Origin of the sequence: Brevundimonas sp. CEF1 (genome assembly GCF_051353055.1) — a bacterium.
In the GTDB taxonomy this organism is placed as follows: Bacteria; Pseudomonadota; Alphaproteobacteria; order Caulobacterales; family Caulobacteraceae; genus Brevundimonas.
Genome location: NZ_CP195593.1, coordinates 1,215,368 through 1,236,936, shown reverse-complemented (window position 1 = coordinate 1,236,936; position 21,569 = coordinate 1,215,368). Strand labels below are relative to the sequence as shown.

General features: G+C 67.9%; 15 protein-coding genes. 11 read left to right on the top strand and 4 right to left on the bottom strand.

What is annotated here, in order from left to right; all coding sequences use genetic code 11:
- Positions 1-8 precede the first annotated feature (8 nt).
- The 7 genes from ACR9FL_RS06395 (at position 9) to ACR9FL_RS06365 (ending at position 7,786) form a co-directional block, all read left to right on the top strand.
- A complete protein-coding gene (locus ACR9FL_RS06395; RefSeq protein ID WP_436357757.1) occupies positions 9-2,924 on the top strand; it encodes a monovalent cation/H+ antiporter subunit A in 2,916 nt (971 codons plus the stop codon).
- Positions 2,924-3,268: a Na+/H+ antiporter subunit C gene (locus ACR9FL_RS06390; RefSeq protein ID WP_296171902.1), complete on the top strand. Its 345-nt coding sequence runs from the start codon at positions 2,924-2,926 to the stop codon at positions 3,266-3,268. Before ACR9FL_RS06395 ends, ACR9FL_RS06390 begins: the two co-directional genes overlap by 1 nt.
- Complete coding sequence (locus ACR9FL_RS06385; protein WP_296171903.1) at positions 3,265-4,860, top strand: monovalent cation/H+ antiporter subunit D; 1,596 nt, start codon at positions 3,265-3,267, stop codon at positions 4,858-4,860. The genes ACR9FL_RS06390 and ACR9FL_RS06385 overlap by 4 nt, the downstream gene beginning before the upstream one ends.
- Positions 4,857-5,348 carry a Na+/H+ antiporter subunit E gene (locus ACR9FL_RS06380; RefSeq protein ID WP_296171904.1) on the top strand — a complete coding sequence of 164 codons (492 nt, stop codon included), beginning with the start codon at positions 4,857-4,859 and terminating at the stop codon, positions 5,346-5,348. The genes ACR9FL_RS06385 and ACR9FL_RS06380 overlap by 4 nt, the downstream gene beginning before the upstream one ends.
- Positions 5,345-5,629, top strand: coding sequence for a K+/H+ antiporter subunit F (locus ACR9FL_RS06375; protein ID WP_296171905.1), 285 nt, complete (start codon positions 5,345-5,347; stop codon positions 5,627-5,629). The genes ACR9FL_RS06380 and ACR9FL_RS06375 overlap by 4 nt, the downstream gene beginning before the upstream one ends.
- Positions 5,626-5,964 (top strand): monovalent cation/H(+) antiporter subunit G, encoded by a 339-nt coding sequence (gene mnhG, locus ACR9FL_RS06370; protein WP_436357756.1) that lies wholly within the window; start codon positions 5,626-5,628, stop codon positions 5,962-5,964. Before ACR9FL_RS06375 ends, mnhG begins: the two co-directional genes overlap by 4 nt.
- 79 nt (positions 5,965-6,043) lie before the next feature.
- Positions 6,044-7,786 carry an amidohydrolase gene (locus tag ACR9FL_RS06365; RefSeq protein ID WP_436357755.1) on the top strand — a complete coding sequence of 581 codons (1,743 nt, stop codon included), beginning with the start codon at positions 6,044-6,046 and terminating at the stop codon, positions 7,784-7,786.
- Here the strand turns inward: ACR9FL_RS06365 and nagE are convergent.
- From nagE to ACR9FL_RS06345, 4 genes are all read right to left on the bottom strand, one after another.
- Complete coding sequence (gene nagE, locus ACR9FL_RS06360) at positions 7,783-9,465, bottom strand: N-acetylglucosamine-specific PTS transporter subunit IIBC (protein WP_436357754.1); 1,683 nt, start codon at positions 9,463-9,465, stop codon at positions 7,783-7,785. The genes ACR9FL_RS06365 and nagE overlap by 4 nt on opposite strands.
- Positions 9,462-12,002, bottom strand: a complete 2,541-nt coding sequence (gene ptsP / locus ACR9FL_RS06355; RefSeq protein ID WP_436357753.1) for a phosphoenolpyruvate--protein phosphotransferase — start codon at positions 12,000-12,002, stop codon at positions 9,462-9,464. The genes nagE and ptsP overlap by 4 nt, the downstream gene beginning before the upstream one ends.
- A complete protein-coding gene (locus ACR9FL_RS06350) occupies positions 12,002-14,083 on the bottom strand; it encodes a family 20 glycosylhydrolase (RefSeq protein ID WP_436357752.1) in 2,082 nt (693 codons plus the stop codon). Before ACR9FL_RS06350 ends, ptsP begins: the two co-directional genes overlap by 1 nt.
- Before the next feature lie 194 nt (positions 14,084-14,277).
- The gene (locus tag ACR9FL_RS06345; protein ID WP_436357751.1) at positions 14,278-17,016 is read right to left on the bottom strand and encodes a TonB-dependent receptor; all 2,739 of its coding nucleotides are present in this window, start codon (positions 17,014-17,016) and stop codon (positions 14,278-14,280) included.
- 200 nt (positions 17,017-17,216) lie between these two features.
- On the opposite strand from ACR9FL_RS06345, the gene ACR9FL_RS06340 reads away from it, so the two are divergent.
- The 4 genes from ACR9FL_RS06340 to ACR9FL_RS06325 all read left to right on the top strand — a co-directional run bounded on the left by ACR9FL_RS06340 (position 17,217) and on the right by ACR9FL_RS06325 (position 21,566).
- Positions 17,217-18,008 (top strand): GntR family transcriptional regulator, encoded by a 792-nt coding sequence (locus tag ACR9FL_RS06340; RefSeq protein ID WP_436357750.1) that lies wholly within the window; start codon positions 17,217-17,219, stop codon positions 18,006-18,008.
- Complete coding sequence (locus ACR9FL_RS06335) at positions 18,008-19,039, top strand: SIS domain-containing protein (protein ID WP_436357749.1); 1,032 nt, start codon at positions 18,008-18,010, stop codon at positions 19,037-19,039. Before ACR9FL_RS06340 ends, ACR9FL_RS06335 begins: the two co-directional genes overlap by 1 nt.
- Positions 19,039-20,208: an N-acetylglucosamine-6-phosphate deacetylase gene (gene nagA / locus ACR9FL_RS06330; RefSeq protein ID WP_436357748.1), complete on the top strand. Its 1,170-nt coding sequence runs from the start codon at positions 19,039-19,041 to the stop codon at positions 20,206-20,208. The genes ACR9FL_RS06335 and nagA overlap by 1 nt, the downstream gene beginning before the upstream one ends.
- Positions 20,209-20,327: 119 nt before the next feature.
- On the top strand, positions 20,328-21,566 hold the full coding sequence (locus ACR9FL_RS06325; protein WP_296171915.1) for a parallel beta-helix domain-containing protein: 1,239 nt from the start codon (positions 20,328-20,330) through the stop codon (positions 21,564-21,566).
- The last annotated feature ends 3 nt before the right edge of the window (positions 21,567-21,569 follow it).

Sequence of the window (21,569 nt, the reverse complement as noted above, 5' to 3'; positions counted from 1 at the left end):
CGCCACGCATGTCCCATACCCTGTTGCTGCTCATTCCGTTCGGGGCCCCTTTCGTGGCGGCCATGATGGCGCTCTTCCTGCCGTCACGCGCCCGGAACGCCGCAGCAGCACTGGCCTGGTTGACGTCCCTGGCGGGCCTGCTTTGTCTGGTGGCTCTGTTCCCGGCCGTCGCTGGCGGGGAGCCTGTGCGCTGGTCGATGGCCTGGCTGCCGACGCTGGGGGTCAACTTCACCCTGCGCCTGGACGGCCTGGCCTGGCTGTTCGCGGTCATGGTCCAGGGCATCGGCGCCCTCGTGGTGCTCTACGCCCGCTACTACATGTCTGCGGACGACCCGGTCCCGCGCTTCTTCGCCTTCCTGCTGGCCTTCATGGGCGCCATGACCGGCATGGTCATGGCCGGCGACCTGATCCAGTTGGCCGTCTTCTGGGAACTGACCAGCCTCTTTTCTTTCCTGCTGATCGGCTATTGGCACCATAGCGCGGCGGCGCGCGACGGGGCGCGGATGGCGCTGACCGTGACGGCGGCGGGCGGTTTGTGCCTGCTGGCCGGGGTCGTGGTGCTGGGCCGCATCGTCGGCAGCTTCGATCTGGACGTGGTGCTGGCGTCGGGCGAGATCATCAAGAACAGCCCCTGGTATCTGACCGCCCTGATCCTGATCCTGGCCGGCGCCCTGACCAAGAGCGCGCAGTTCCCCTTCCACTTCTGGCTGCCGCGCGCCATGGCGGCCCCCACCCCCGTCAGCGCCTATCTGCATTCGGCGACCATGGTGAAGGCGGGCGTCTTTCTGATGATCCGCCTGTGGCCGGTGCTGGCAGGGACCGACGCCTGGTATGTCATCGTCAGCACGGCGGGGATGGCGACCCTGTTGTTCGGGGCCTGGAGCGCCGTCTTTCAGAACGACCTCAAGGGCCTGCTGGCCTATTCCACCATCAGCCATCTGGGGCTGATCACCCTGTTGCTGGGACTGGGCAGTCCGCTGGCGGCGGTGGCGGCCATCTTCCACACGGTCAACCACGCCACCTTCAAGGCCTCGCTGTTCATGGCCGTCGGGGTCATCGACCACGAGACCGGCACCCGCGACATGCGCAAGCTGAGCGGTCTCAGGCGGTCCATGCCGGTCACGGCGGCCCTGGCCATCGTCGCCGCCGCCGCCATGGCCGGGGTGCCCCTGCTGAACGGTTTCCTGTCCAAGGAGATGTTCCTGGCCGAGGCGATCGCCCATACCGGCGGGCGACACCTGAACCTGGCCCTGCCCGTTCTGGCGACCGTCGCCAGTTTGCTGAGCGTGCTCTATTCGGTGCGCTTCATCCACCAGACCTTCTTTGGCCCGCCGCCCGTCGACCTGCCCAAGACGCCGCATGAACCGCCGCGCTGGATGCGCTTCCCCATCGAGGTTCTGGTCGGCCTGTGCATCCTGGTCGGCGTCTTGCCGGCCATCACCATCGGGCCGGTACTGGCCGTCGCCGTTCGTTCGGTGCTGGGGCCGGACGTCCCCTATTACAGTCTGGCGGTCTGGCACGGCTTCAACCTGCCGCTGGTGATGAGCGCCATCGCCCTGGTCGGCGGCGTCGTGGCCTACAGGCTGCTGGGTCGGCGCATCAACGCCAGCGAGCGGCCCTGGGTGGTCGGACGCTTCAACGGCGCGCGCGCCTATGACCGGGTCATGCGGGCCTTCAAGGGCGGCGCCGAGTGGATCGTGCGTCGTCTCGGCGCCTCGCGGCAACAGGCCCGTCTGCGGGCCATCATCCTGACCTGTCTGCTGGCGGCGGTGCTGGCCAGCGGCATGGCGGGCCTCGGCTTCGACGAGGCTGGGCTGACGGTTCAGCGTCCAGGCCTGGGCTTCACCCTGTTGTGGATCATCGGCGGCGCCTGCGCGATCGCCGCCGCCTGGCAGGCCAAGTATCATCGTCTGGCCGCCGTGGTCCTGGTCGGAGGGGCCGGCCTGGTCAGTTGCCTGACCTTCGTCTGGTTCTCGGCCCCCGACCTGGCCACGACCCAGATGCTGGTCGAGATCGTCACTACGGTCCTGCTGCTGCTGGGCCTGCGCTGGCTGCCCAAACGCCTGCCCGACCTCGCTTCGCCCCAACAGGAAGCCAAGGCCCGCCGGCGGCGCGTGACGGACCTCGCCATCGCGATCATCGCCGGCGCCGGCGTGGCCCTGATCGCCTTCGCCGTCATGACCCGGCCGTCGGCCTCGCCGCTGGCGCGATACTTCCTGGACCACGCCTATTCCGAAGGCGGCGGGCGCAATGTGGTGAACGTGCTGCTGGTCGACTTCCGCGCCTTCGACACCCTGGGCGAGATCACGGTCCTGGGCATCGTCGGGCTGACGATCTGGGCCCTGCTGCGGCGTTTCCGTCCGGCGTCGGACAGTCTCGGCCATACCGAGCAGAAGCAGCACCAGGACCACAGCGATGATCGCCGCGAGGATCGCAAGCTGGGCGACACCCTGTCCGAGACCATGCTCATCCCGCGCGTGGTGATGCGCTGGCTTTTCCCCTTCATCATCCTGCTGGCGCTGCATCTCTTCCTGCGCGGGCATGACCTGCCCGGCGGCGGCTTCGCGGCGGGCGTAGCGCTGTCGATCGCCTTCATCCTGCAATACATGGCGTCCGGCGCCCGCTGGGTCGAAGAGCGGCTGAAGATAAGGCCCCTGGTCTGGATCGGCGGGGGGCTGCTGATCGCGACCCTGTCCGGGGTCGCGTCCTGGTTGTTCGGCTATCCGCTGCTGACCTCCTGGTTCCGCTATGTCGACCTGCCGCTGATCGGCAAGACGCCGCTGGCGTCGGCGGTCGTGTTCGACGCGGGCGTGGCCCTGTTGGTGGTGGGGGCGACGGTGTTGATGCTGGTCGCCATCGCTCACCAGTCCCTGCGCAAACCGCGCGCCGTCGTGCCTGCGACCGCTGACGAGGAGAGCGTCTGATGGAACTGGTCCTCGCGCTCGGGATAGGGGTGCTGACCGCCGCCGGCGTCTGGCTGCTGCTGCGCCCGCGCACCTTCCAGGTCATCATCGGCCTGTCCCTGCTCGGCTATGCCGTCAACCTGTTCATCTTCGCCATGGGCCGCCTGCGCGCGGGAGCGCCGCCGGTGCTGAAGGGCGAGGGTCCGGTTGATCCCGCCGCCTATGCCGACCCGGTGCCCCAGGCCCTGGTCCTGACCGCCATCGTCATCAGCTTCGCCCTGACCGCCCTGTTCCTGGTGGTGCTGCTGACCAGCCGGGGGATCACTGGCAGCGACCACATGGACGGACGGGAGCCAGGCGAATGACCGACTGGCAGGATCACCTCATCGTCGCGCCGATCGTGCTGCCGCTGATCGCGGCGGCCAGCATGCTGCTGCTCAAGGAGCAGCGCTATGGGCTGAAGGCCCTGATCAGCCTTTGCACCCTGATCGCCCTCGTCGCCGTGGCTTACGCCCTGCTGCACGAAGCGGCGGTCGGCGGTCCGGCGGGCGACGACACGGCCCGCATCTACAACCTCGGCGCCTGGGCCGCACCCTTCGGCATCACCCTGGTGGCGGATCGGCTGTCGACCCTGATGCTGGCGCTGACGGCGACGCTGGCGGCGGGCGGACTGATGTTCTCCTACGCCCGCTGGGACCGGGCCGGGCCGCGTTTCCACGCCCTTTATCTGCTGCTGGTCATGGGGGTGAACGGCGCGGTTCTGACCGGCGACCTGTTCAACCTGTTCGTCTTCTTCGAGGTCATGCTGGCCGCCTCTTACGGCCTGCTGCTGCATGGGTCTGGCGAGAAGCGGGTGCGGGCCGGGCTGGGCTATGTCGCCATCAACCTGACAGCGTCGCTGTTCTTCCTGATCGGGGTCAGCCTGATCTACGGCGTGACCGGCGCGCTCAACATGGCCGACATCGCCAGCAAGGTCGCCGCCATCCCCGATCATGACCGCGCCCTGTTCCATATCGGCTGCGCCATCCTGGGCGTGGCCTTCTTGGTCAAGGCGGCGGCCTGGCCGCTCGGCTTCTGGCTGCCCGGCGCCTATGCCGCCGCCAGCGCCCCGGTCGCGGCGGTCTTCGCCATCCTCAGCAAGGTCGGGGTCTATGTCATCCTGCGCCTGGCCACTCTGCTGTTCGGCGCCGACGCCGGCGCCTCGGCCGGGTTCGGCAATATCTGGCTGTTGGCGGCGGGCGCGGCCACGGTCGTCTTCGGCGCCGCCGGCATGGTGGCGGCGCGTCGGCTCGAGGGCGCGGCCGGTTACGCCGTCATGGTCTCGTCCGGCACGGTGCTAGCCATAGCGGGGACCGCCGTGCCCGACGCGGTCGGCGGCGCGCTTTTCTACATGGCGGCGTCCACTCTGGCGGCCGGGACCCTGTTCCTGATCGCCGAGATTCTGGCGAGGGGCGAGGACGTCGCGGCCTCGCCCCAGGACGCGGTCTTCGACGACGAATATGACGACCCCTTCGCCGCCGACGACGTGCAGGAGGTCGGGCGCGTCCTGCCGGCCTCGACCGCCTTCCTCGGCGGGGCCTTCATCCTGGCCGCCCTGGTGACCGTCAGCCTGCCGCCCCTGGCCGGTTTCGCGGGCAAGCTGAGCATCTTCGTCGCCCTCTTGTCTGGCGACGGCGCGCTGTCGCCCGCCAGTTGGACCCTGGTCGGGGTTCTGACCCTGTCCAGCTTCGCCGCCCTGATCGCCCTGACGCGGTTCGGCGTGGCGGGCTTCTGGCGCGAGGACGCCGTCGCGCCGAAGGTCCGCAGTCCTGAATTCCTGGCCATCGGCGGTCTGGTCCTGTGCTGTCTGTGGCTGAGCGCCGGAGCCGCCGCCGGACTGACCTACGCCGAGAAGACCGGCGAATGGCTGGCCGCGCCCAAGGCCTATATCAGCGCCGTGCTGGGAGACGCCGCATGATCCGCGCCCTCCTTCCCCACCCCCTGCTGGCCCTGGGGCTGTTTGCCAGTTGGCTTGTGCTGAGCGGGCCGATTTCGGCGGGCGACGTCCTTGTCGCCCTGATCGCGGCCCTGGCGATCCCGCAGGTCATGCGACGGCTGGAGCCCGACCGATCCGGCGTCCGCTCGCCGGGTGCCATTCTGCGGCTGGCCGGCTATGTCGCGGTCGACGTGGTGCGGTCCAACTACGCCGTGGCCACCATCATCATGGGGCGGCGTAGACGTCAGCGCATGTCGGGCTTCATCCATGTGCCGCTGGACCTGCGCAACCGTTACGGCCTGGCGGTGCTCGCCATCATCCTGACCAGCACGCCTGGCACCCTGTGGGTCCAGTACGACCGCCCCTCGGGCCGCCTGCTGCTGCACGTCCTCGACCTGACCGAGGAGCAGGAGTGGATCGACCTGATCAAGGGGCGTTATGAACGCCTGCTGCTGGAGATCTTCCCGTGACCGCCTCCGCTGTTCTCTATTGGGGGTTGGGCGCGGCCCAGGCCATGCTCTTGCTGGCCATGCTGCTGGCCGCCTGGCGCATGATGCGCGGGCCGCGCGCGCAGGACCGGGTGTTGGGTCTCGACACCCTCTATCTGAACGCCATGCTGCTGATCCTGGTTCAGGGGATGCGCAGCGGGGTCGGCCTCTACTTCGAGGCGGCCCTGATCATCGGCATGCTGGGCTTCACCGCCACCGTCGCCCTGGCCAAGTTCCTGATGCGTGGCGAGGTGATCGAATGAGCCCCTCCGACCTGCCGCTGTGGGCGGCCTGGACCATCGTCGCCGTCACGGTTTTCGGCAGCCTGCTGGCGCTGATCGGCTCCGTCGGCCTGGTCGTGCTGAAACGCTTCTATGAGCGGGTCCATGCCCCGACCCTGGGAGCCACCCTGGGCATGGCGCTGATCGTCGCGGCCTCAGTCGCCTTCTGGTCCCTGACCGAGGGACGGCTGGCGCTCCGCGACCTGCTCATCGGGGTCTTCCTGACCGTCACGACGCCCGTGACCCTGATCCTGCTGGCCCGCGCCGCCGTCTATCGCGACCGCGTCGAGGGCGATGGGCACATTCCGCCAGAATAGGACGCGGCCTTTCGAAGCTGGAGCTTTGGGCTTAGCCTCAGATCAAAGCCGCCGCCCGAGCCAGTCGAACGAGGCGTTCATGACCCTGACCCTCCCCCCGTCCAGCCGCCGCAGCCTGCTCGCCGGCGCCGGCGCCCTGGCCGGAACCACCCTTCTGGGAGGCCGCAGCATGGCCCAAACCACACGCGCCGGATCGGCCACGATCTTCACCGGCGGTCCGATCCTGACTATCGACGAGGCCATGCCGACCGCAGAGGCCGTGACGGTTCACAACGGGGTCATCGTCGCTGTCGGTTCACTGGACGCCGCCCGCGCCGAGGCGGGCCGGAGCGCCCAGATGGTCGATCTGGACGGGCGCACCCTGCTGCCCGGCTTCTTTGATCCCCACGGCCATGTCTCGATGGTGGGCCTGCAAGCGCGCTACGCCAACCTGCTGCCTGCGCCGGACGGGGAGGGAAATGACATTCCAGCCCTGCAACGGATCACTCGCGACTGGATGAACGCGCACGAAGCCCTGGTCCGAGACACCCAGTTGGTCATCGGCTTCGGTTACGACGACTCCCAGTTGAAGGAAGGTCGCCATCCGACCAGTAAGGAACTGGACGCCGTTTCCCATAGCGTGCCGATCCTGTTCATGCACCAGTCCGGTCACCTGGGTGTGGCCAATAGCGCGGCCCTGGCGGCAGCGGGCGTGACCGCCTCCACGCCCAATCCCGACGGCGGCGTCTTCCGGCGCGAGGAGGGCTCGCAGCAGCCCAATGGCGTCATGGAGGAGACTGCCCTGTTCACCGTCATGGGCGCCCTGTTCACGCGCCTGGACCTTCAGGCCAACATGGAGATGATCCGCGAGGGCGCGCGCTTCTATTCCAGCTTCGGCTACACCACGGCCCAGGACGGTCGCTCCTCGACCGACACCTGTCGCATGATCGCCATGCTGGCCGAGCGCGGCGAACTGCCCATCGACATCCTGTCCTTCCCCGACATCCTGACCTCGACGGACGTGATGGCGACGCCGCTGTATCGCAGGACCTACGTCGGCAAGTACCGCGTCGGCGGGGTCAAGCTGACGCTGGACGGCTCGCCCCAGGGCAAGACAGCCTGGCTGTCCCAGCCCTATTACGTGCCACCGGAGGGCAAGCCGGCCTCCTATCGCGGCTATCCCGCCGTGACCGAGCAACAGGCGCTGGCCGCGGTCGAACTGGCCTTCAAGAACGACTGGCAGATCGAAGTCCACGCCAACGGCGACGCGGCCATCGACCTGCTGATCGCAGCGGTGCGCGAGGCGACGAGGAAGCACGGCGCCAGGGACCGCCGCCCCGTCCTGATCCACGGCCAGACCACACGCATGGATCAACTGGACGAGTTGAAAACCCTGGGCATCGTGCCGTCCCTCTTCCCCATGCACACCTTCTACTGGGGCGACTATCATCGGGATTCAGTACTGGGACCGCGCCGGGCCGAGTTCATTTCGCCGTGCGCCTCGGTCGTGCGTCGCGGGATGCGTTTCACCAGCCACCACGATGCGCCGGTGGCCAACCCCGACGCCATGCGCGTCCTGTCCGCCACCGTCACGCGCCGCACCCGGTCGGGCGACATACTCGGCCCGGACGAACGCGTGCCGGTCGATGTCGCCCTGAAGGCCATGACCCTGTGGGCCGCATGGCAGCACTATGAGGACGACCGTAAGGGCTCGCTGGCCGTGGGCAAGCTGGCCGACCTGACCCTCCTGGACGCCAACCCCATGACCATCGATCCCGACAGGCTTGCCGGGATCAAGGTGCAGTCCACCTGGAAGGAAGGCCGCGAGGTCTGGCGACGCTAGATCGCGCTGAGGATCTGGAGCGTTCGCTCGCCGGTGCGCACGAAACCGCGCGGCGAGAGGACCGCCAGCCGATCCAGGTCGATCTCGGCCGCGTTCAATCGCACGCAAAGGCGACCGGCCTGGTGATCGACGCGCGCGATGTTTTCGGGGCCGCCCAGAGCCGCAAGAAGGTCTGGCGACAGGTCTGACTGCGTCTCTGCAAAGGTCGCGCTAGAGACCTGAGCGGGCGTTTGCTCGCCCGCGCCGACCACCGCCCTGATCTCATCGGCCACGGCGTCGGCGATGGGGCCGAGGACGACCTGTAGCTGGTTTGGCCCGGGGGCGATCACGCCGCGCGCGCCCAGCCGTTTCAGCGCCGCTTCGTCCACCGCCTCGCGTGAGCGGATGTGCAGCCGCAACCGCGTGGTGCAGGCGGCGACGGCCGTCAGGTTCCCTGCCCCGCCCAGCGCCGCGACGAAGGCCCCGGCTCGACCGCCCGACACCCCGGCGATTGGCGCCGCCGCGACGGGTTCATCCTCGCGCCCCGGAGTCTTCAGGTTGAAGACCCTGATGGCGACCCGGAACAGGCCATAATAAAGGCCGCCATAGATCAGGCCGATCGGCAGCAGCAGCCACGGTCGCGTGGCGCGTCCAAAGTTCAGTACATAGTCGAACAGACCCGCCGAAAAGGTGAAGCCCAGCCGTGAGCCCAGCAGGTCCATCGCCACCATCGACACCCCGGTCAGCACGGCGTGGATGGCGTAAAGGACCGGCGCCAGGAACATGAAGGTGAACTCGATCGGCTCGGTCACCCCTGTCAGGAAGGCGGTCAGTGCCAAAGAGAACAGCATCCCCCCTACCTCCTTGCGGCGATCCGGGCGGGCGGCGTGATACATGGCCAGACAGGCGGCGGGCAGGCCAAACATCATGACGGGGAAGAAGCCGCTCATGAAGACGCCCGCGCTGGGATCGCCCGCGAAGAAGCGGTTCAAGTCTCCCGTCGCGCCGTTGTAGTCGCCGACGATGAACCAGGCGACGTTGTTCAGGATGTGGTGCAGGCCGGTGACGATCAGCAGCCGGTTGAGCAGACCATAGACGAAGAGGCCGAACTCGCCCGAGCCAATGACGGCGCGGCTGAAGACGTCGATGGCATGGTCGATGCCGGTGAAGGTCAGGCCCACAGCGGCAGCGACCACCAGACCCGCCACCCCCGCCACGATGGGCACGAAGCGGCGCCCCGCGAAGAAGGCCAGATAGTCGGGCAGCTTCAGCGTGGAGAAGCGGTTGTAGCAGGCTCCGGCGATCAGACCGGCGACGATGCCGATGGGCACCCCCAATCGTGACAGGGCCTGATCCTTGAAGGCCTTGGACGCCGCATCCACGGCGTCGCCTGTCAGGCCGGCGATCACCTCGGGCGGCACGCTCAGCAGCACCTTGGACGCCTCGACCGAGATCAGGAAGCAGACCACGCCCGCCAGGCCCGCCGCCCCATTGTTGTCCTTGGCCAGCCCCACGGCGACGCCGACCGCGAACAGCAGGCCCAGGTTGGCGAAAACCGCCTGCCCCGCCGCCGAGATGAAGGCGATGTCGAGCAGGTCCGGCTGGCCCAGTCGCAGCAGCAGGCCCGCCACCGGCAGGACGGCGATGGGCAACATCAGGGCCCGGCCGAGCGGCTGCAGGCTGGACAATCCGATCTTCATGCGACCGCTCCGACGACACGGGATTTCAAAAGAGCGGCCAGACGTTCGTCGGCCAGGGCGCGTACCGCCTCGGCGCTGTCGAGCGTCAGGACATCACCCGCCAGTTGGCGACAGTCAGCCAGGGTCAGGCCCCGCAGCAGGGCCTTGATCTCGGCCACCATGGACGGCGTGGCCGACAGCTCTGTGACGCCCAAACCGATCAGAATGGGCGCGGCCAGAACGTCCGAGGCCAGGCCCCCGCAGACGCCGATCCAGCGCGTGTCGGCCGCCCCCGCCGCCGTCTGGGCGATCAGGCGCAACACCGCCGGATGCAGGCTGTCCAACTGGGCCGCCAGATGGGCGTTCTGGCGATCCATGGCGAGCGCATACTGGGTCAGGTCATTGGTGCCGACCGAGACGAAGTCGATATGGGGCGCCAGCAGATCGGCCGTCATGGCCGCCGCCGGGGTCTCGATCATCACCCCCAGCAGGGGCGCCGCGCTGTCAGTTTCGGAGGCTGCGATGTCCAGCAGGGCGCGGACCTGACGCACCTCGGATGCCGAGGCGATCATCGGCAGCATGACAGCCACGGCTCCGCTGGAGCGCACTCGGCAGACGGCGCGCAGTTGGGTCAGCAGCAGGTCGGGCCGGTGCAGGCCTGTGCGCACGCCGCGCAGGCCCAGGGCCGGATTGTCCTCATGCGGCATGGGCAGATAGGGCAAGGGCTTGTCGCCGCCCGCGTCCAGGGTGCGGATGACCAGGGGTCGTCCGTCCAGGGCGTCGGCGATGGCCTGATACTGGGCCAGTTGCTCGTCTTCGGTCGGGGCGCTCTGGCGCTCCAGGAAGAGGAACTCGGTGCGCAGCAGGCCGCAGCCCTCGGCGCCTCCGGCCACGGCGGGCGCGGCCTCGGCCACATCGCCCAGGTTGGCGAAGACCTCGATGCGGACGCCGTCGGCGGTGCGGCAGTCCTCGGCGGCTAGGGCGCGGGCCTCGGCGCGACGGCGGTCGCGCGCGGCGGCGGCGCTCTGGGCACGGGCCTGCCGGGCGGCGGACGGACTGGCGACTAGACGTCGCCCGTCGGCGTCCAGCACCACCAGGGCGCCGTCCTCGACCCGATCCAGACCCGGCCCGACGGCGACCAGGGCGGGCACGCCCATGGCGGCGGCCAGGATGGCGACGTGCGAGGTCGGCCCGCCGCGCGCGGTGCACAGGCCCGCCACCTTGACCGCATCCAACGCGATCAGCTGCGACGGCAGAAGGTCGTCGGCCAGAATGACCGACCCGGCCCCCAGCACCACCGGTGCAGGCGCGGCCTCACCCGACAGTTCGACCAGAACCTGACGCTCCAGATCCATCAGATCGTCGGCGCGTTCAGCTGTGCGGGCGTCGCCCAGCGAGCGGAACAGGGCCACGCCGCCCTGCGTCGCCGTGCGCCAGGCGAAGCCCGCGCTGCGGCCCGCCTCAATGGCTTCCTGCGCCGTGGCGATCAGGCCGGGATCGTCGAGGAAGGCCAGATGGGCGGCCAGGATGGCGCGGCGATGGGACCCGCCCGAGGCGACAGAGGCCTCGATACGCCTTCGCACTGCGCTCAAGGCCTGTTGCAACGCGGCCTGCTCCAGCATGACGCCGCGACCGTGCTCAGGCGTCTCGATCTCAGCCTGACACAGACGGACGGCGCGGCCGATGACCAGACCTGGCGCCGCCGTGACGCCCGAGAAGATCAGTTCGCCGTCCTCGCCCGAGGCGGGGCCGGCCTGCGCGCCCAGCGTTTCGACGGCGGGCGCAGCGTGGGCGGCCTCACCGCCCTCGCCCAGGCCGGAGGCGATCAGGGCGACGACGGCCTCCAGCGCCGCCTCGGCCTGCCTGCCGCTGGCGCTGAGGATCAGTTCGTCGCCATCCTTGAGGCCGAGGGTCATCATGGCGGTCAGGCTGACCGCGTCGGCGCTGCGCTCGCCCAGGATCAGGCGGACGTGGGCGTCAAAGCCCTTGGCGGCGGCGGCCAGGCGCGAGGCCGGGCGAGCGTGCAGACCATGCGGCAGAGGCGCGCGCACCGTGCGGGTCAGGACTGCCCCGCCGTCGCCGGACGTCGATACGGCGATTGCAGCCTGACGCACGGTCATGATCGGTTCGCCCGCCACGACCAGACGGTTCAGCGGCAGCAGGCGAACCTCCCCCTCATTGGCCAGCAAGATCGGCGAGATCAGGCTCTTGGCGCCCGCCGCCACCACCTCGAGATCCAGCGTCAGCAGAGGATCGCCGGTCTTCACACGAGTCCCGGCGGTGACATGGGCGGTGAAGCCCGCGCCGTTCAGGCTCACCGTCTCCAGCCCCAGATGGATCAGGATTTCCGCACCCTCGTCCGAACGGACGCTGACCGCGTGGCCCGTACGGGCAAGACTCGACACCACCCCGTCAAAGGGGGCGCAGACCGTCATCCCGGTCGGATCGATGGCCAGGCCTTCGCCGACCATGCGCGCGGCGAAGGCGGCGTCGGGGACCTCCTCCAGCGCACAGACCCAGCCGTCGATCGGGGCGTGGACGATCATCTCGGCCGCCATCAGTCGCTCTCGCGCTTGGCTGCGGGATCGGAGACGCGCACCCAGTCGATGCCCCACATCGGGTCCAGCTCTTTCTGCGTGAACTTCAGGCAAAGGTCATGCTGACCTGCGCGGGCAGGCAACTGGCCCGACAGGGTGGTGATCCCGTCGTTGCCGGCGGCCTCGGCCAGGGGAAGGATCAGGGCGGGTTCGCCCTCGCAGCCGTCGATGCGGACCTCAAGTTCCCCCTCCGGGGTGCGCGGCGCCCCCAGACGGATCTTGTCGCGATCAGCGCCGATCTGGAAGTTGAAGGGGACCTGGCCGACGGCGGCCTCGAAACGCAGACCCTTGGTCAGGTCCGCCGACTGATAGATCCAGCAAGGGTTGAGGATGTCCATGAGCAGGGCCGGCCGCTCGCCCTGTAGCGGAGCGTCGTCGATCAGCGACAGCGGCAGGGCCGCGCTGCACAACTTCATCTGGTGGTCGTAGCGGCGCTGGCCGTCGGCAGGCGGCGTGGCGGGAACCTCGGTCAGGCCGATGGTCGCATAGTCGATGCCCAGGGCGCGATAGCGGGCGAGCTGCGGGTCCAGACGGGCGCGGAAGTCGGCGAAGTCCATCCGCGCATGCGGGGTCCAGGCCATTTCCGCCAGGGCGGAGATACGGGGAAAGGCCTGATATTCGACCCGGTCCTCGGTCCGCATGTGCTCGGAGAACAGATTGCCCTGCACCCCCAGGACGCGGCGCGCCTGTTCCGCCGTCAGCACGTCCGGCGTCGGGTCGAAGCTGTAGACGTCGCGCAGGGTGGAGGTGAAGCCGCGCCCCGGCGAACCGTCGTCGGCGCTCTGGCGGTTGTCGAAATAGAGGACGGGCGCCGGCGACATCACCGTGTCGTGGCCCAGACGCGCCGCCTCGATGGCGCCCGCGACGCCGCGCCAGGACATGACGCTGGCGTTGGGATTGATGCCGCCTTCCAGGATTTCGTCCCAGCCGATCATGCGACGGCCGTGGTCGTTCAGGCGCTTCTCCAGGCGGGCGACGAACCAGGACTGCAACTTCTCCTCGTCGGCCAGACCCAGTTCCCGCATCCGCTCTTGCACGCGGGGCGAGGCCTTCCACTGATCCTTGACCGCTTCATCGCCACCGATGTGGATGTATTCCGAGGGGAAGAGATCGACGACCTCGTCCATGACGTTCTCGAGGAAGGTCAGGGTCGACTCCTCGACGTTGAACAGGGTTGGATAGACGCCCCAGTCTGCGGGCACGGCCGGCACGGCGGCGCCGGGCGCGTCGGTCACGCCCAGTTCGGGATAGGCGGCCACCGCCGCGCTGGCGTGGCCCGGCACGTCGATCTCGGGCACCACCACGATGTTGCGGGCCGCCGCATAGGCGACGATGTCGTGCACCTGATCTTGCGTGTAGATCCCGCCGTAGAGACGCGGACGGCCCGTCGCCGGGTCGATGTCCTTGCGGGCCGAGGCCCCCGCATGGACGCGCCAGCCGCCGACCTCGGTCAGCCGGGGGTAGCGCTTGATCTCCAGCCGCCAGGCCTGATCGTCGGTCAGGTGCCAGTGGAAGACGTTGAGCTTGTGCAGGGCCATCCAGTCGATGAAGCCCTTGATGAACTCCGGCGATTGATAGTGGCGGGCGGAATCCAGCATGACGCCGCGCCAGCCAAAGCGCGGGGCGTCGGAAATAGCCACGGCGGGAATGGTCGCGGCCCCCTGCCCCGCCTCGGCGGTGGCCAGTTGCCACAGGCTGATGGAGCCATAGAGCAGCCCGCCGAAGTCGCCCCCCGTGATGACCGCGCCGCGCGGCGTCACGTCCAGGCGATAGGCGTCAGCGGCGGTTTCAGGGGCACGATGGAAGACGACGGCGCCGGGCGCGACCTCGCCTTCGCGAACCGTCAGATTCAGGCCGCGCGTGCGTTGCATCAGGTCGGCGAAATAGGTCGCCGCGCGCAGGGCCTCGGCGTCGCCGCGAGGGACGATCAGGACCGTGGCCTCGCCCAGATCGAAGACGCCCTGGGCCGGGGTCACGACGGCGGGACGCGGAATCACCGACCCGGCAGGCGTTTCGGCCAAGGCGACGGAGGCCGAAGCCAAGACCGCCATCAGGGCAGTAACGGACGTCAGCCGCAGGGCATGCGCCCTCGATCGAACCACCTGGGTCATACGCAGTCTCGCATCAAAAAAAAGCGCGCGGGACGATGACGCCCCGCGCCAGTCTGGCCTCAGGAGAGAGCCTTGGCGATAGGCGGAACGGGGGATGGCGAACGCCGTCCCCCGAACCCCGCGTCCTAGAACTCGACGCTGAGCGTCGCCATCAGCTTGCGGCCGGTGCGATAGACGCCCCGCGGCAGGCTGACCGTATTGGCGTAGGCGTAGTATTCGCTGTCGAGCAGGTTCTGGCCCGCGACCGTCAGGCTGACCCGTTCGTTGAAGGCATAGGCCGCCGTGGCGTCGAGGCCCGTGTAGGCGCGGACATACATGTTGTCGCCACGATCCACGCCGGTGAAATACTTCGACCGCCAAGTGTAGGTCATGCGCGCCGAGAAGGCGCCGGCCTCAAAGAAGGGGCTGATGTTGACCTGATGCTTCGAGTTGAAGGGCAGGTCCTGGCCGTTGTCGGCGCTGCCGTCGACATAGGTGTAGTTGGCCAGCAGACCCAGGCCATAGGCGTAGTTCTGCTGATAGGCGAAGGTCGCGCCCTTCAGGTCGGCCGAACCGGCATTGGTCGGACGGCTGATCTGATAGGTGGTGACGGCGTTCTGGGCCTGGTTGAAGTGCTCTTCCGGCGCGGTCTTCTGCAGGATGTAGTTGTCGATCTTCTTGTAGAAGATCTCGCCCGACAGGATGGCGTCAGGGGCGAAATACCATTCCGCCGCGGCGTTCAGATTGGTCGACTTGTAGGGGTCCAGGTCCGGGTTGCCGCCGCCGCCGGTCAGGATCTGATCCGACAGCCAGAAGTAGTTGGACATGTCCGCATAGTTGGGACGCGAGATGACCTTGGCCGCCGCCAGTCGGATGATGAGGTCATCCGAGGCGTTGATGGCGAGGTTCAGGCTGGGCAGGAAGTCGTCGTATTCCTTGCTCCGGACGCTCCATTCCCAATCCGCCGCCGTGACGCCGCAACCGGTCGCCGTCTGATTGACGCAGACATAGCCGCCGCTTTCCGACTCGGTGCGGACGTAGCGCAGGCCTATGTTGCCGCGCACGCGGTCGTTCTCAAAGTCCGCCTGGCCATAGAGGGCGTTGATCGTCTCCTGGACGTTCCAGTTCTGGGCCGTGAACTCGGCGTTGCCGAAGACGGTCGGGACCGGCTTGGCCTGCCAGGGACGCAGGTATTCGCCCGCCTCGATATAGTCGGCCAGCGCCTTTCCATCGATGCGGAAGCGGCCCTTCATCTGGTCGTTCACGCCGTCGAAGCCGTCCAGATAGTTCCCCGGCACGCGGCTGGGGCTGAACATGCCGGCGCTGTCCGGCGCGCCGTAGATCTGGACCGTCACGCCCGACATCTTCTGGTCGGTCTCGTGCTTGCGATACTTGTAACCGAACTGGAAGCGGCTGAAGAAGCCGTCGCGATCGAAGCCGAGATCGGCCTGGGCGTAGGTTTCCTCATCCATCGTCGGCTTGGAGACGATGTTGCCGCCCCAGCCCGCGTTGTAGCCGGTCGGGCCGACGGACGGATCGCCCGCCCCCCAGCCGCCGTCGAACGAGAATTTCGACGCGTCGTTCAGGACATTGCCGTTGGCGTAGGTCAGGACGCCGGGCGAACCCGGCGCGCCGGTGAAGTCCACCGTATAATCGGCCCAGTTCAAGAACTCGCCGAACAGCTGGCGCTGGGTGCCGCCGTCCGCCTTGGTGTAGCCGATGTCGCCCGACAGGTCCCAGCCATTGCCCGTGTACTTGCCGTCGAAGTGGTAGCTGTCCGAGGTCATGGCCGCCTCGCGATACTGGATATCCAGCACGCTCAGCGCGTTCTTGAAGGAGGCCTTGGTGATGACGCCGTCATCGACCTGCAGGTCCGTCAGGGCGCCCAGGCTGTTCCAGGTATTGCCCTGGAAGGCGAAGAGGGCCTGGTTGATGTTGTCGTAGGTAGCGTCGATGCGCAGCCAGTCGAAGTTCAGATCCAGACTGTCGTTCGGACGCCATTGGGCGGCGACGGTGTAGCTGTTGCGCTCGCGTCCCTGCTCGAAGAAGTGAGTGCCGAAGGCGTTCAATCCCTTGGCGTTCGGGTTGGCCAGCAGGGTCGAGGCGCAGGTCCCGACGCAGTTGCCGTTGGCGATGGAGTTGCCGCCCGGGTTCTCGGCGTTGCCGCCGGCGTAATAACTGGCCGGGATGGTGCCATAGGCCTCCATGCCGTCGCGACGCAGATCGTCGGAGGCGCGCTGAGCCGAGACCAGGACGCCGAAGGTGCGATCCTCGTTGCGCCAACCGCCCAGCACCGACAACTGCGCGTCGCCGCTCTCGGAGCGATCATTGTAGAGATAGGTCACGGCGCCCGAGAGGGTGTGACGACCCAGGTCCAGCGGTCGACGGGTCGAAACATCGACCGTGCCGCCGATCGAGCCCTCGTCGATGCGGGCCTCCGGCGACTTGTAGACCTCGACCTTGCCGACAATCTGCGGGGCCAGCAGGGCGTAGTTGAAGGTCCGGCCCGGCTGATCGAGGATGAACCAGTCCGCCGAGGCGACCGTCTGGCCGTTCAGCAGAGTGCGGTTCAGCGCCGGGTCCGTGCCCAGGATAGAGACCTTCTCGCCCTGGCCGAAGGCGCGGTCGACGGTGACGCCGGGAATGATGGTGATGGCTTCGGCCACGTTCGAGCTGGGGAACTTGCCCACATCCTCGGCGGTGACGACGTCGATAATGGCGTTGGCGTTGCGCTTGGTCGTGATCGACTGTTGCAACGAGGCGCGGATGCCCGTGACGACGACTTCATCGACCGTGGTGGTCGGCGCGTCCTGGGCGGCGGCGGCGCCGGCGACCAGCGCCAGGGCGCTGACTGAACCGGCAAGCAAGGCGTGACGGATACTCATGGCGCTGGATCTCCCCTCCAGAAGACCTGCCCCCGCAGGTCCGACATACCCAATTCAAGACCAATAAGGCCCGCCCCTCTTTCGACTAGATCGAGAGAACATGGGAATTGAGGGCAGAGTTTCACCAAAGCGTCGCATCCCGCAAGACCAAATTTCACATTGGGCCTAAACTTTCTGCATATTGGTCCTTGATTGGTTGCATGACATGGGTTCAGATGTGGTGGTTGGGATGCACTCTGGGGGAGGACGCCGTGCCGTTTCTTGAAGCCATAGGATCGCTGGACGCCCAGAGGCCCGCGCCCCTGTATCAACAGCTGCAACAGGCTGTGCGCCAGGCCATCGAGCGCCGCACGCTGAAGCCCGACGACGCCCTGCCGCCCGAACGGGACCTGGCCAACGAGCTGTCAGTGTCGCGAATCACGATCCGCAAGGCCTTCGACGGCCTGGTGGCCGAGGGCCTGCTGACACGACGCCAGGGCGCCGGCACCTTCGTCGCCGCCCGCGTCGAAAAGAGCTTCTCCAAGCTGACCTCCTTTTCAGAAGACATGGCGGCGCGCGGCCGCAAGGCCACAAGTTCCTGGCTGAGCCGCAGCGAGGGCACGGTGACGCCCGAAGAATCCCTGACCTTGGGCCTCAGCCCCGGCGCCCCTGTCTATCGCTTCCACCGTATCCGCTATGCCGACGGCGCGCCGATGGCGCTGGAGTATTCGACGGTTCCGGCCTCCTGCCTGTCGGGCGTCGAGGCGGTGTCCACCTCGCTCTATCAGGCGCTGTCGGTCAGCGGGCATAGGCCCAATCGCGCCCTGCAACGCCTGCGCGCCGTCTTGTTCAGCGCCGAGCAATGCGAGCTTCTGGGCATAGCCCCCGGCGCGCCCGGCCTGCTGATCGAGCGCCGCGCCTTCCATAACGGCGAGCCGGTGGAAGTGACCCAGTCCTATTATCGCGGCGACGCCTACGACTTCGTCGCCGAACTGAACGACGGACCCGCCTGATGCGCGCCGAAGACACGCTGATGTTCGCCGAGGCCGCTGACGCCGGCCGCATCGTCGCCGCCCAACTGACTGCCAACGCCGGGGTCGTGGCCCAGGCCGCCAAGTGCCTGCGGATGCATCCGCCGAGCGCCGCCCTGATCTGCGGTCGTGGCAGCTCGGACAACGCCGGGGTCTTCGCTCGCTATCTGATCGAGACCGAGGTCGGGGTTTTGACCAGCCCCATGCCCCTGGCCGTCAGCTCAGTCTATGGCCGCAAGCCGCATGTGCCGGACGGCCTCTGCCTGGCCGTGTCCCAATCGGGCAAGAGCCCCGATCTGGTCGCCGCCGCCGCAGGAGCCCGCGCGGGCGGCGCCTTCGTCATCGCCCTGGTCAATGTCGAGGGATCGCCACTCAGCCAGGTGGCCGACCTGACCATTCCGCTGCGGGCCGGTCCCGAACTGTCGGTCGCCGCGACCAAGAGCTTCATCGCCAGCCTCAGCGCCATCGCCCATCTGACAGCCGAATGGAGCGGCGACGCCGACCTGTCCGCAGCCCTCAACCGCCTGCCCGATCTGCTGGACGCCGCCTGGAAGCAGGACTGGTCCGCCGCCCTGCCCGCCCTGACCCAGGCAAGCAGCCTCTATGTGGTCGGACGCGGCGTCGGCTTCGGCGTGGCCCGCGAGGCGGCGCTAAAACTCAAGGAGACCTGCGGCCTGCACGCCGAGGCCTTCTCGACCGCCGAGGTCCGCCACGGCCCCATGGCCCTGGTCAAGACCGGATTTCCTGTCTTGCTGTTGCCCCAGTCAGACGCGACGCGCGACGACGCCGAGGACCTGGCCGCCGACTTCGCCCGACGCGGAGCCCAGGTCTTCTTCGCCGGCGCCACGACCGCACCCGGCGTCACGGCCCTGCCGACGACGTCCAGCCACCCCTGGCTGGAACCGATCCTGCAGATCCAGAGCTTCTATCGTCTGGCCGCCACGCTTTCGACGGCGCGAGGCTTTGACCCCGACCGCCCGCCCTATCTCAACAAGGTGACCGAGACCGTTTAATGCCCACCCTGCTGCACAACGGGCGTGTTCTGGTCAGTGACGCCTTTCATGACGATCTCGCCGTGGTCGTGGACGACGGCCGCATCGTCGCCGCGGCCCCGACCTCTGTTCTGCGCATCGCCTTTCCCGAGGCTGAGAGCCGCGATCTGAACGGCGACCTCCTGGTCCCCGGCTATATCGACACCCAGGTCAACGGCGGCGGCGGCGTCCTGTTCAACGATGCGCCCACGGTCGAGACCATCACCCGCATCGGCGCCGCGCATCGGCGCTTCGGCACCACCGGCTTCCTGCCGACTCTGATCAGCGACGACCTGGCGGTGATCGACCGCGCCATCGACGCCGTCGAACAGGCCATGCTTGAGGGCGTGCCCGGCGTGCTGGGCATCCACATCGAAGGCCCCTTCCTCAACATCGCGCGCAAGGGCATCCACGACCCGACCAAGTTCCGCACCCTGGACGACGAGGCCGTGCGACTGCTGACGCGGATGAAGACGGGCCGCACCCTGATCACCCTCGCCCCGGAAATGACCACGCCCGACAGGATCGCGGCCCTGGTCCAGGGCGGCGCCGTGGTCGCGGCGGGCCATACAGACGCGGACTACGCCACGAGCAGGGCGGCGCTGGATGCAGGCGTGACCGGCTTCACCCACCTGTTCAACGCCATGTCGCCACTGGCCAGCCGCGAACCAGGCGTGGTCGGCGCGGCGCTGGAGAACGTCAGCGCCTGGGCCGGAATCATCGTCGACGGCCACCATGTCGATCCGGTGGTGCTGAAGCTGGCCCTGCGCTGCCGACCGGCCGACCGCTTCATGCTGGTCACCGACGCCATGCCCAGCGTCAACGCCCCCCACCTGGGCGACGGAGACGAGCACTTCTATCTGCAAGGTCGCCGCATCTCGGTGAAGGACGGCGCCTGCCTGGACGAGCGCGGCGTACTGGCGGGGTCGGACCTCGACATGGCCGCCGCCGTCCGCAACACCCGCGACCTGCTGGGGCTGGACCTGGCCACCGCCGTCATGATGGCCTCGGCCGCGCCCGCCGCCTTCCTGGGACTGGAACGCCAGCGCGGCCAGATTGCGCCGGGCTATGCCGCCGACCTGCTAATCCTGAACAACGACCTCGCCGTCGTCGAAAGCTGGATCGACGGCGTCCCCGCCCCCACCCCCTGACATCAGACAGAGGCTCGCGGCAAAAACAGAAACAGTTTCATTTTCGTCTTGCGAGAAGGCGAGCCATATGAAAACCTCCTGCCGGGCTAGGGATGAACAGGATTCTGGAGGGGGACATCATGAAGATGCGTACATGGCTGCCGGTCGCGCTGGTGCTGGCGCTGGGGGCCTGCGGGTCGAAGCCGGCCGACAAGGGCACCGACCTCTCCAAGGCCAACACCACCTACCAGAACGAGCTGATGGAGAAGCTGATCGACGCCAAGCCCGGCACGGTCATCGAAATCCCGGCGGGCGTCTTCACCATCGACACCAGCCTGACCCTGGCCGTCGACGGCGTGACCATTCGCGGTCAGGGCATGGACAAGACCATCCTGAACTTCCGCAATCAGGCGGCGGGCGCCCAGGGTCTGCTGGTCAACGCCAGCAACTTCACCATCGAGGATCTGGCGCTCGAAGACACCAAGGGCGACGCCCTGAAGATCAACGAGGGCGAGAACATCATCGTGCGCCGCATCCGCACGGAGTGGACCCAGGGCCCCAAGACCGAAAACGGCGCCTACGGCATCTATCCGGTGCAGACGAAGAACGTCCTGATCGAGGACAGCGTGGCGATCGGCGCGTCCGACGCCGGCATCTATGTCGGCCAGTCCAGGAACGTCGTGGTTCGCCGCAACCGGGCCGAATTCAACGTCGCCGGGATCGAGATCGAGAACTGCATCGACGCCGACGTCTATGAAAACCTGGCCACCAACAACACCGGCGGCATTCTGGTCTTCAACATGCCCCAGCTGCAGCAGGCAGGCTACCGGACCCGCGTCTTCAACAACCGCGCCGTCGCCAACAACACGCGCAACTTCGGCCACGCCGGCACCCCGGTCGCCAGCGTCCCGGCGGGCACGGGCGTGATCGTCAACTCCAACGATCAGGTCGAGATCTTCGACAACGAGATCGCCGACAACAAGACCGGCAACATCATCATCTCAGCCCTGTTCTCAGCCGGCTATTCCGACAGCGCCATGAGCGCCGATTTCGACCCCTATCCTGAGGGTATCCTGATCAAGGACAACCGCTTCAGCGGCGGCGGCAACGCGCCCGACGGCATGGAATTCCAGGCCCTGCGCATCGCCAAGTTCGGCCCCACCGGCCGCTTCCCCGACATCCTCTGGGACGGCTACGTCAATCCCAAGCGCCTGGTGAACGGCCAACTGCCTGCCGCCCTGCGCATCTGCATCGACAACGGCGAGGCGGGCGTGCTGAACGTGGACGGGCCGAACAAGTACGCCAATCCGAACACCGACATGACGCCGCACAAATGCACCCTGCCGCGTCTCTCGGCCGTCGTCCTGCCAGGAGCCTGACGC

Excerpts from the sequence above, each read along its gene's own strand:
- ACR9FL_RS06395 (WP_436357757.1), top strand. The coding sequence starts at position 9 with ATGTCCCATACCCTGTTGCTGCTCATTCCGTTCGGGGCCCCTTTCGTG.
- ACR9FL_RS06390 (WP_296171902.1), top strand. The coding sequence starts at position 2,924 with ATGGAACTGGTCCTCGCGCTCGGGATAGGGGTGCTGACCGCCGCCGGC.
- ACR9FL_RS06385 (WP_296171903.1), top strand. The coding sequence starts at position 3,265 with ATGACCGACTGGCAGGATCACCTCATCGTCGCGCCGATCGTGCTGCCG.
- ACR9FL_RS06380 (WP_296171904.1), top strand. The coding sequence starts at position 4,857 with ATGATCCGCGCCCTCCTTCCCCACCCCCTGCTGGCCCTGGGGCTGTTT.
- mnhG (WP_436357756.1), top strand. The coding sequence starts at position 5,626 with ATGAGCCCCTCCGACCTGCCGCTGTGGGCGGCCTGGACCATCGTCGCC.
- ACR9FL_RS06365 (WP_436357755.1), top strand. The coding sequence starts at position 6,044 with ATGACCCTGACCCTCCCCCCGTCCAGCCGCCGCAGCCTGCTCGCCGGC.
- nagE (WP_436357754.1), bottom strand. The coding sequence starts at position 9,465 with ATGAAGATCGGATTGTCCAGCCTGCAGCCGCTCGGCCGGGCCCTGATG.
- ptsP (WP_436357753.1), bottom strand. The coding sequence starts at position 12,002 with ATGGCGGCCGAGATGATCGTCCACGCCCCGATCGACGGCTGGGTCTGT.
- ACR9FL_RS06345 (WP_436357751.1), bottom strand. The coding sequence starts at position 17,016 with ATGAGTATCCGTCACGCCTTGCTTGCCGGTTCAGTCAGCGCCCTGGCG.
- ACR9FL_RS06340 (WP_436357750.1), top strand. The coding sequence starts at position 17,217 with ATGACATGGGTTCAGATGTGGTGGTTGGGATGCACTCTGGGGGAGGAC.
- ACR9FL_RS06335 (WP_436357749.1), top strand. The coding sequence starts at position 18,008 with ATGCGCGCCGAAGACACGCTGATGTTCGCCGAGGCCGCTGACGCCGGC.
- nagA (WP_436357748.1), top strand. The coding sequence starts at position 19,039 with ATGCCCACCCTGCTGCACAACGGGCGTGTTCTGGTCAGTGACGCCTTT.
- ACR9FL_RS06325 (WP_296171915.1), top strand. The coding sequence starts at position 20,328 with ATGAAGATGCGTACATGGCTGCCGGTCGCGCTGGTGCTGGCGCTGGGG.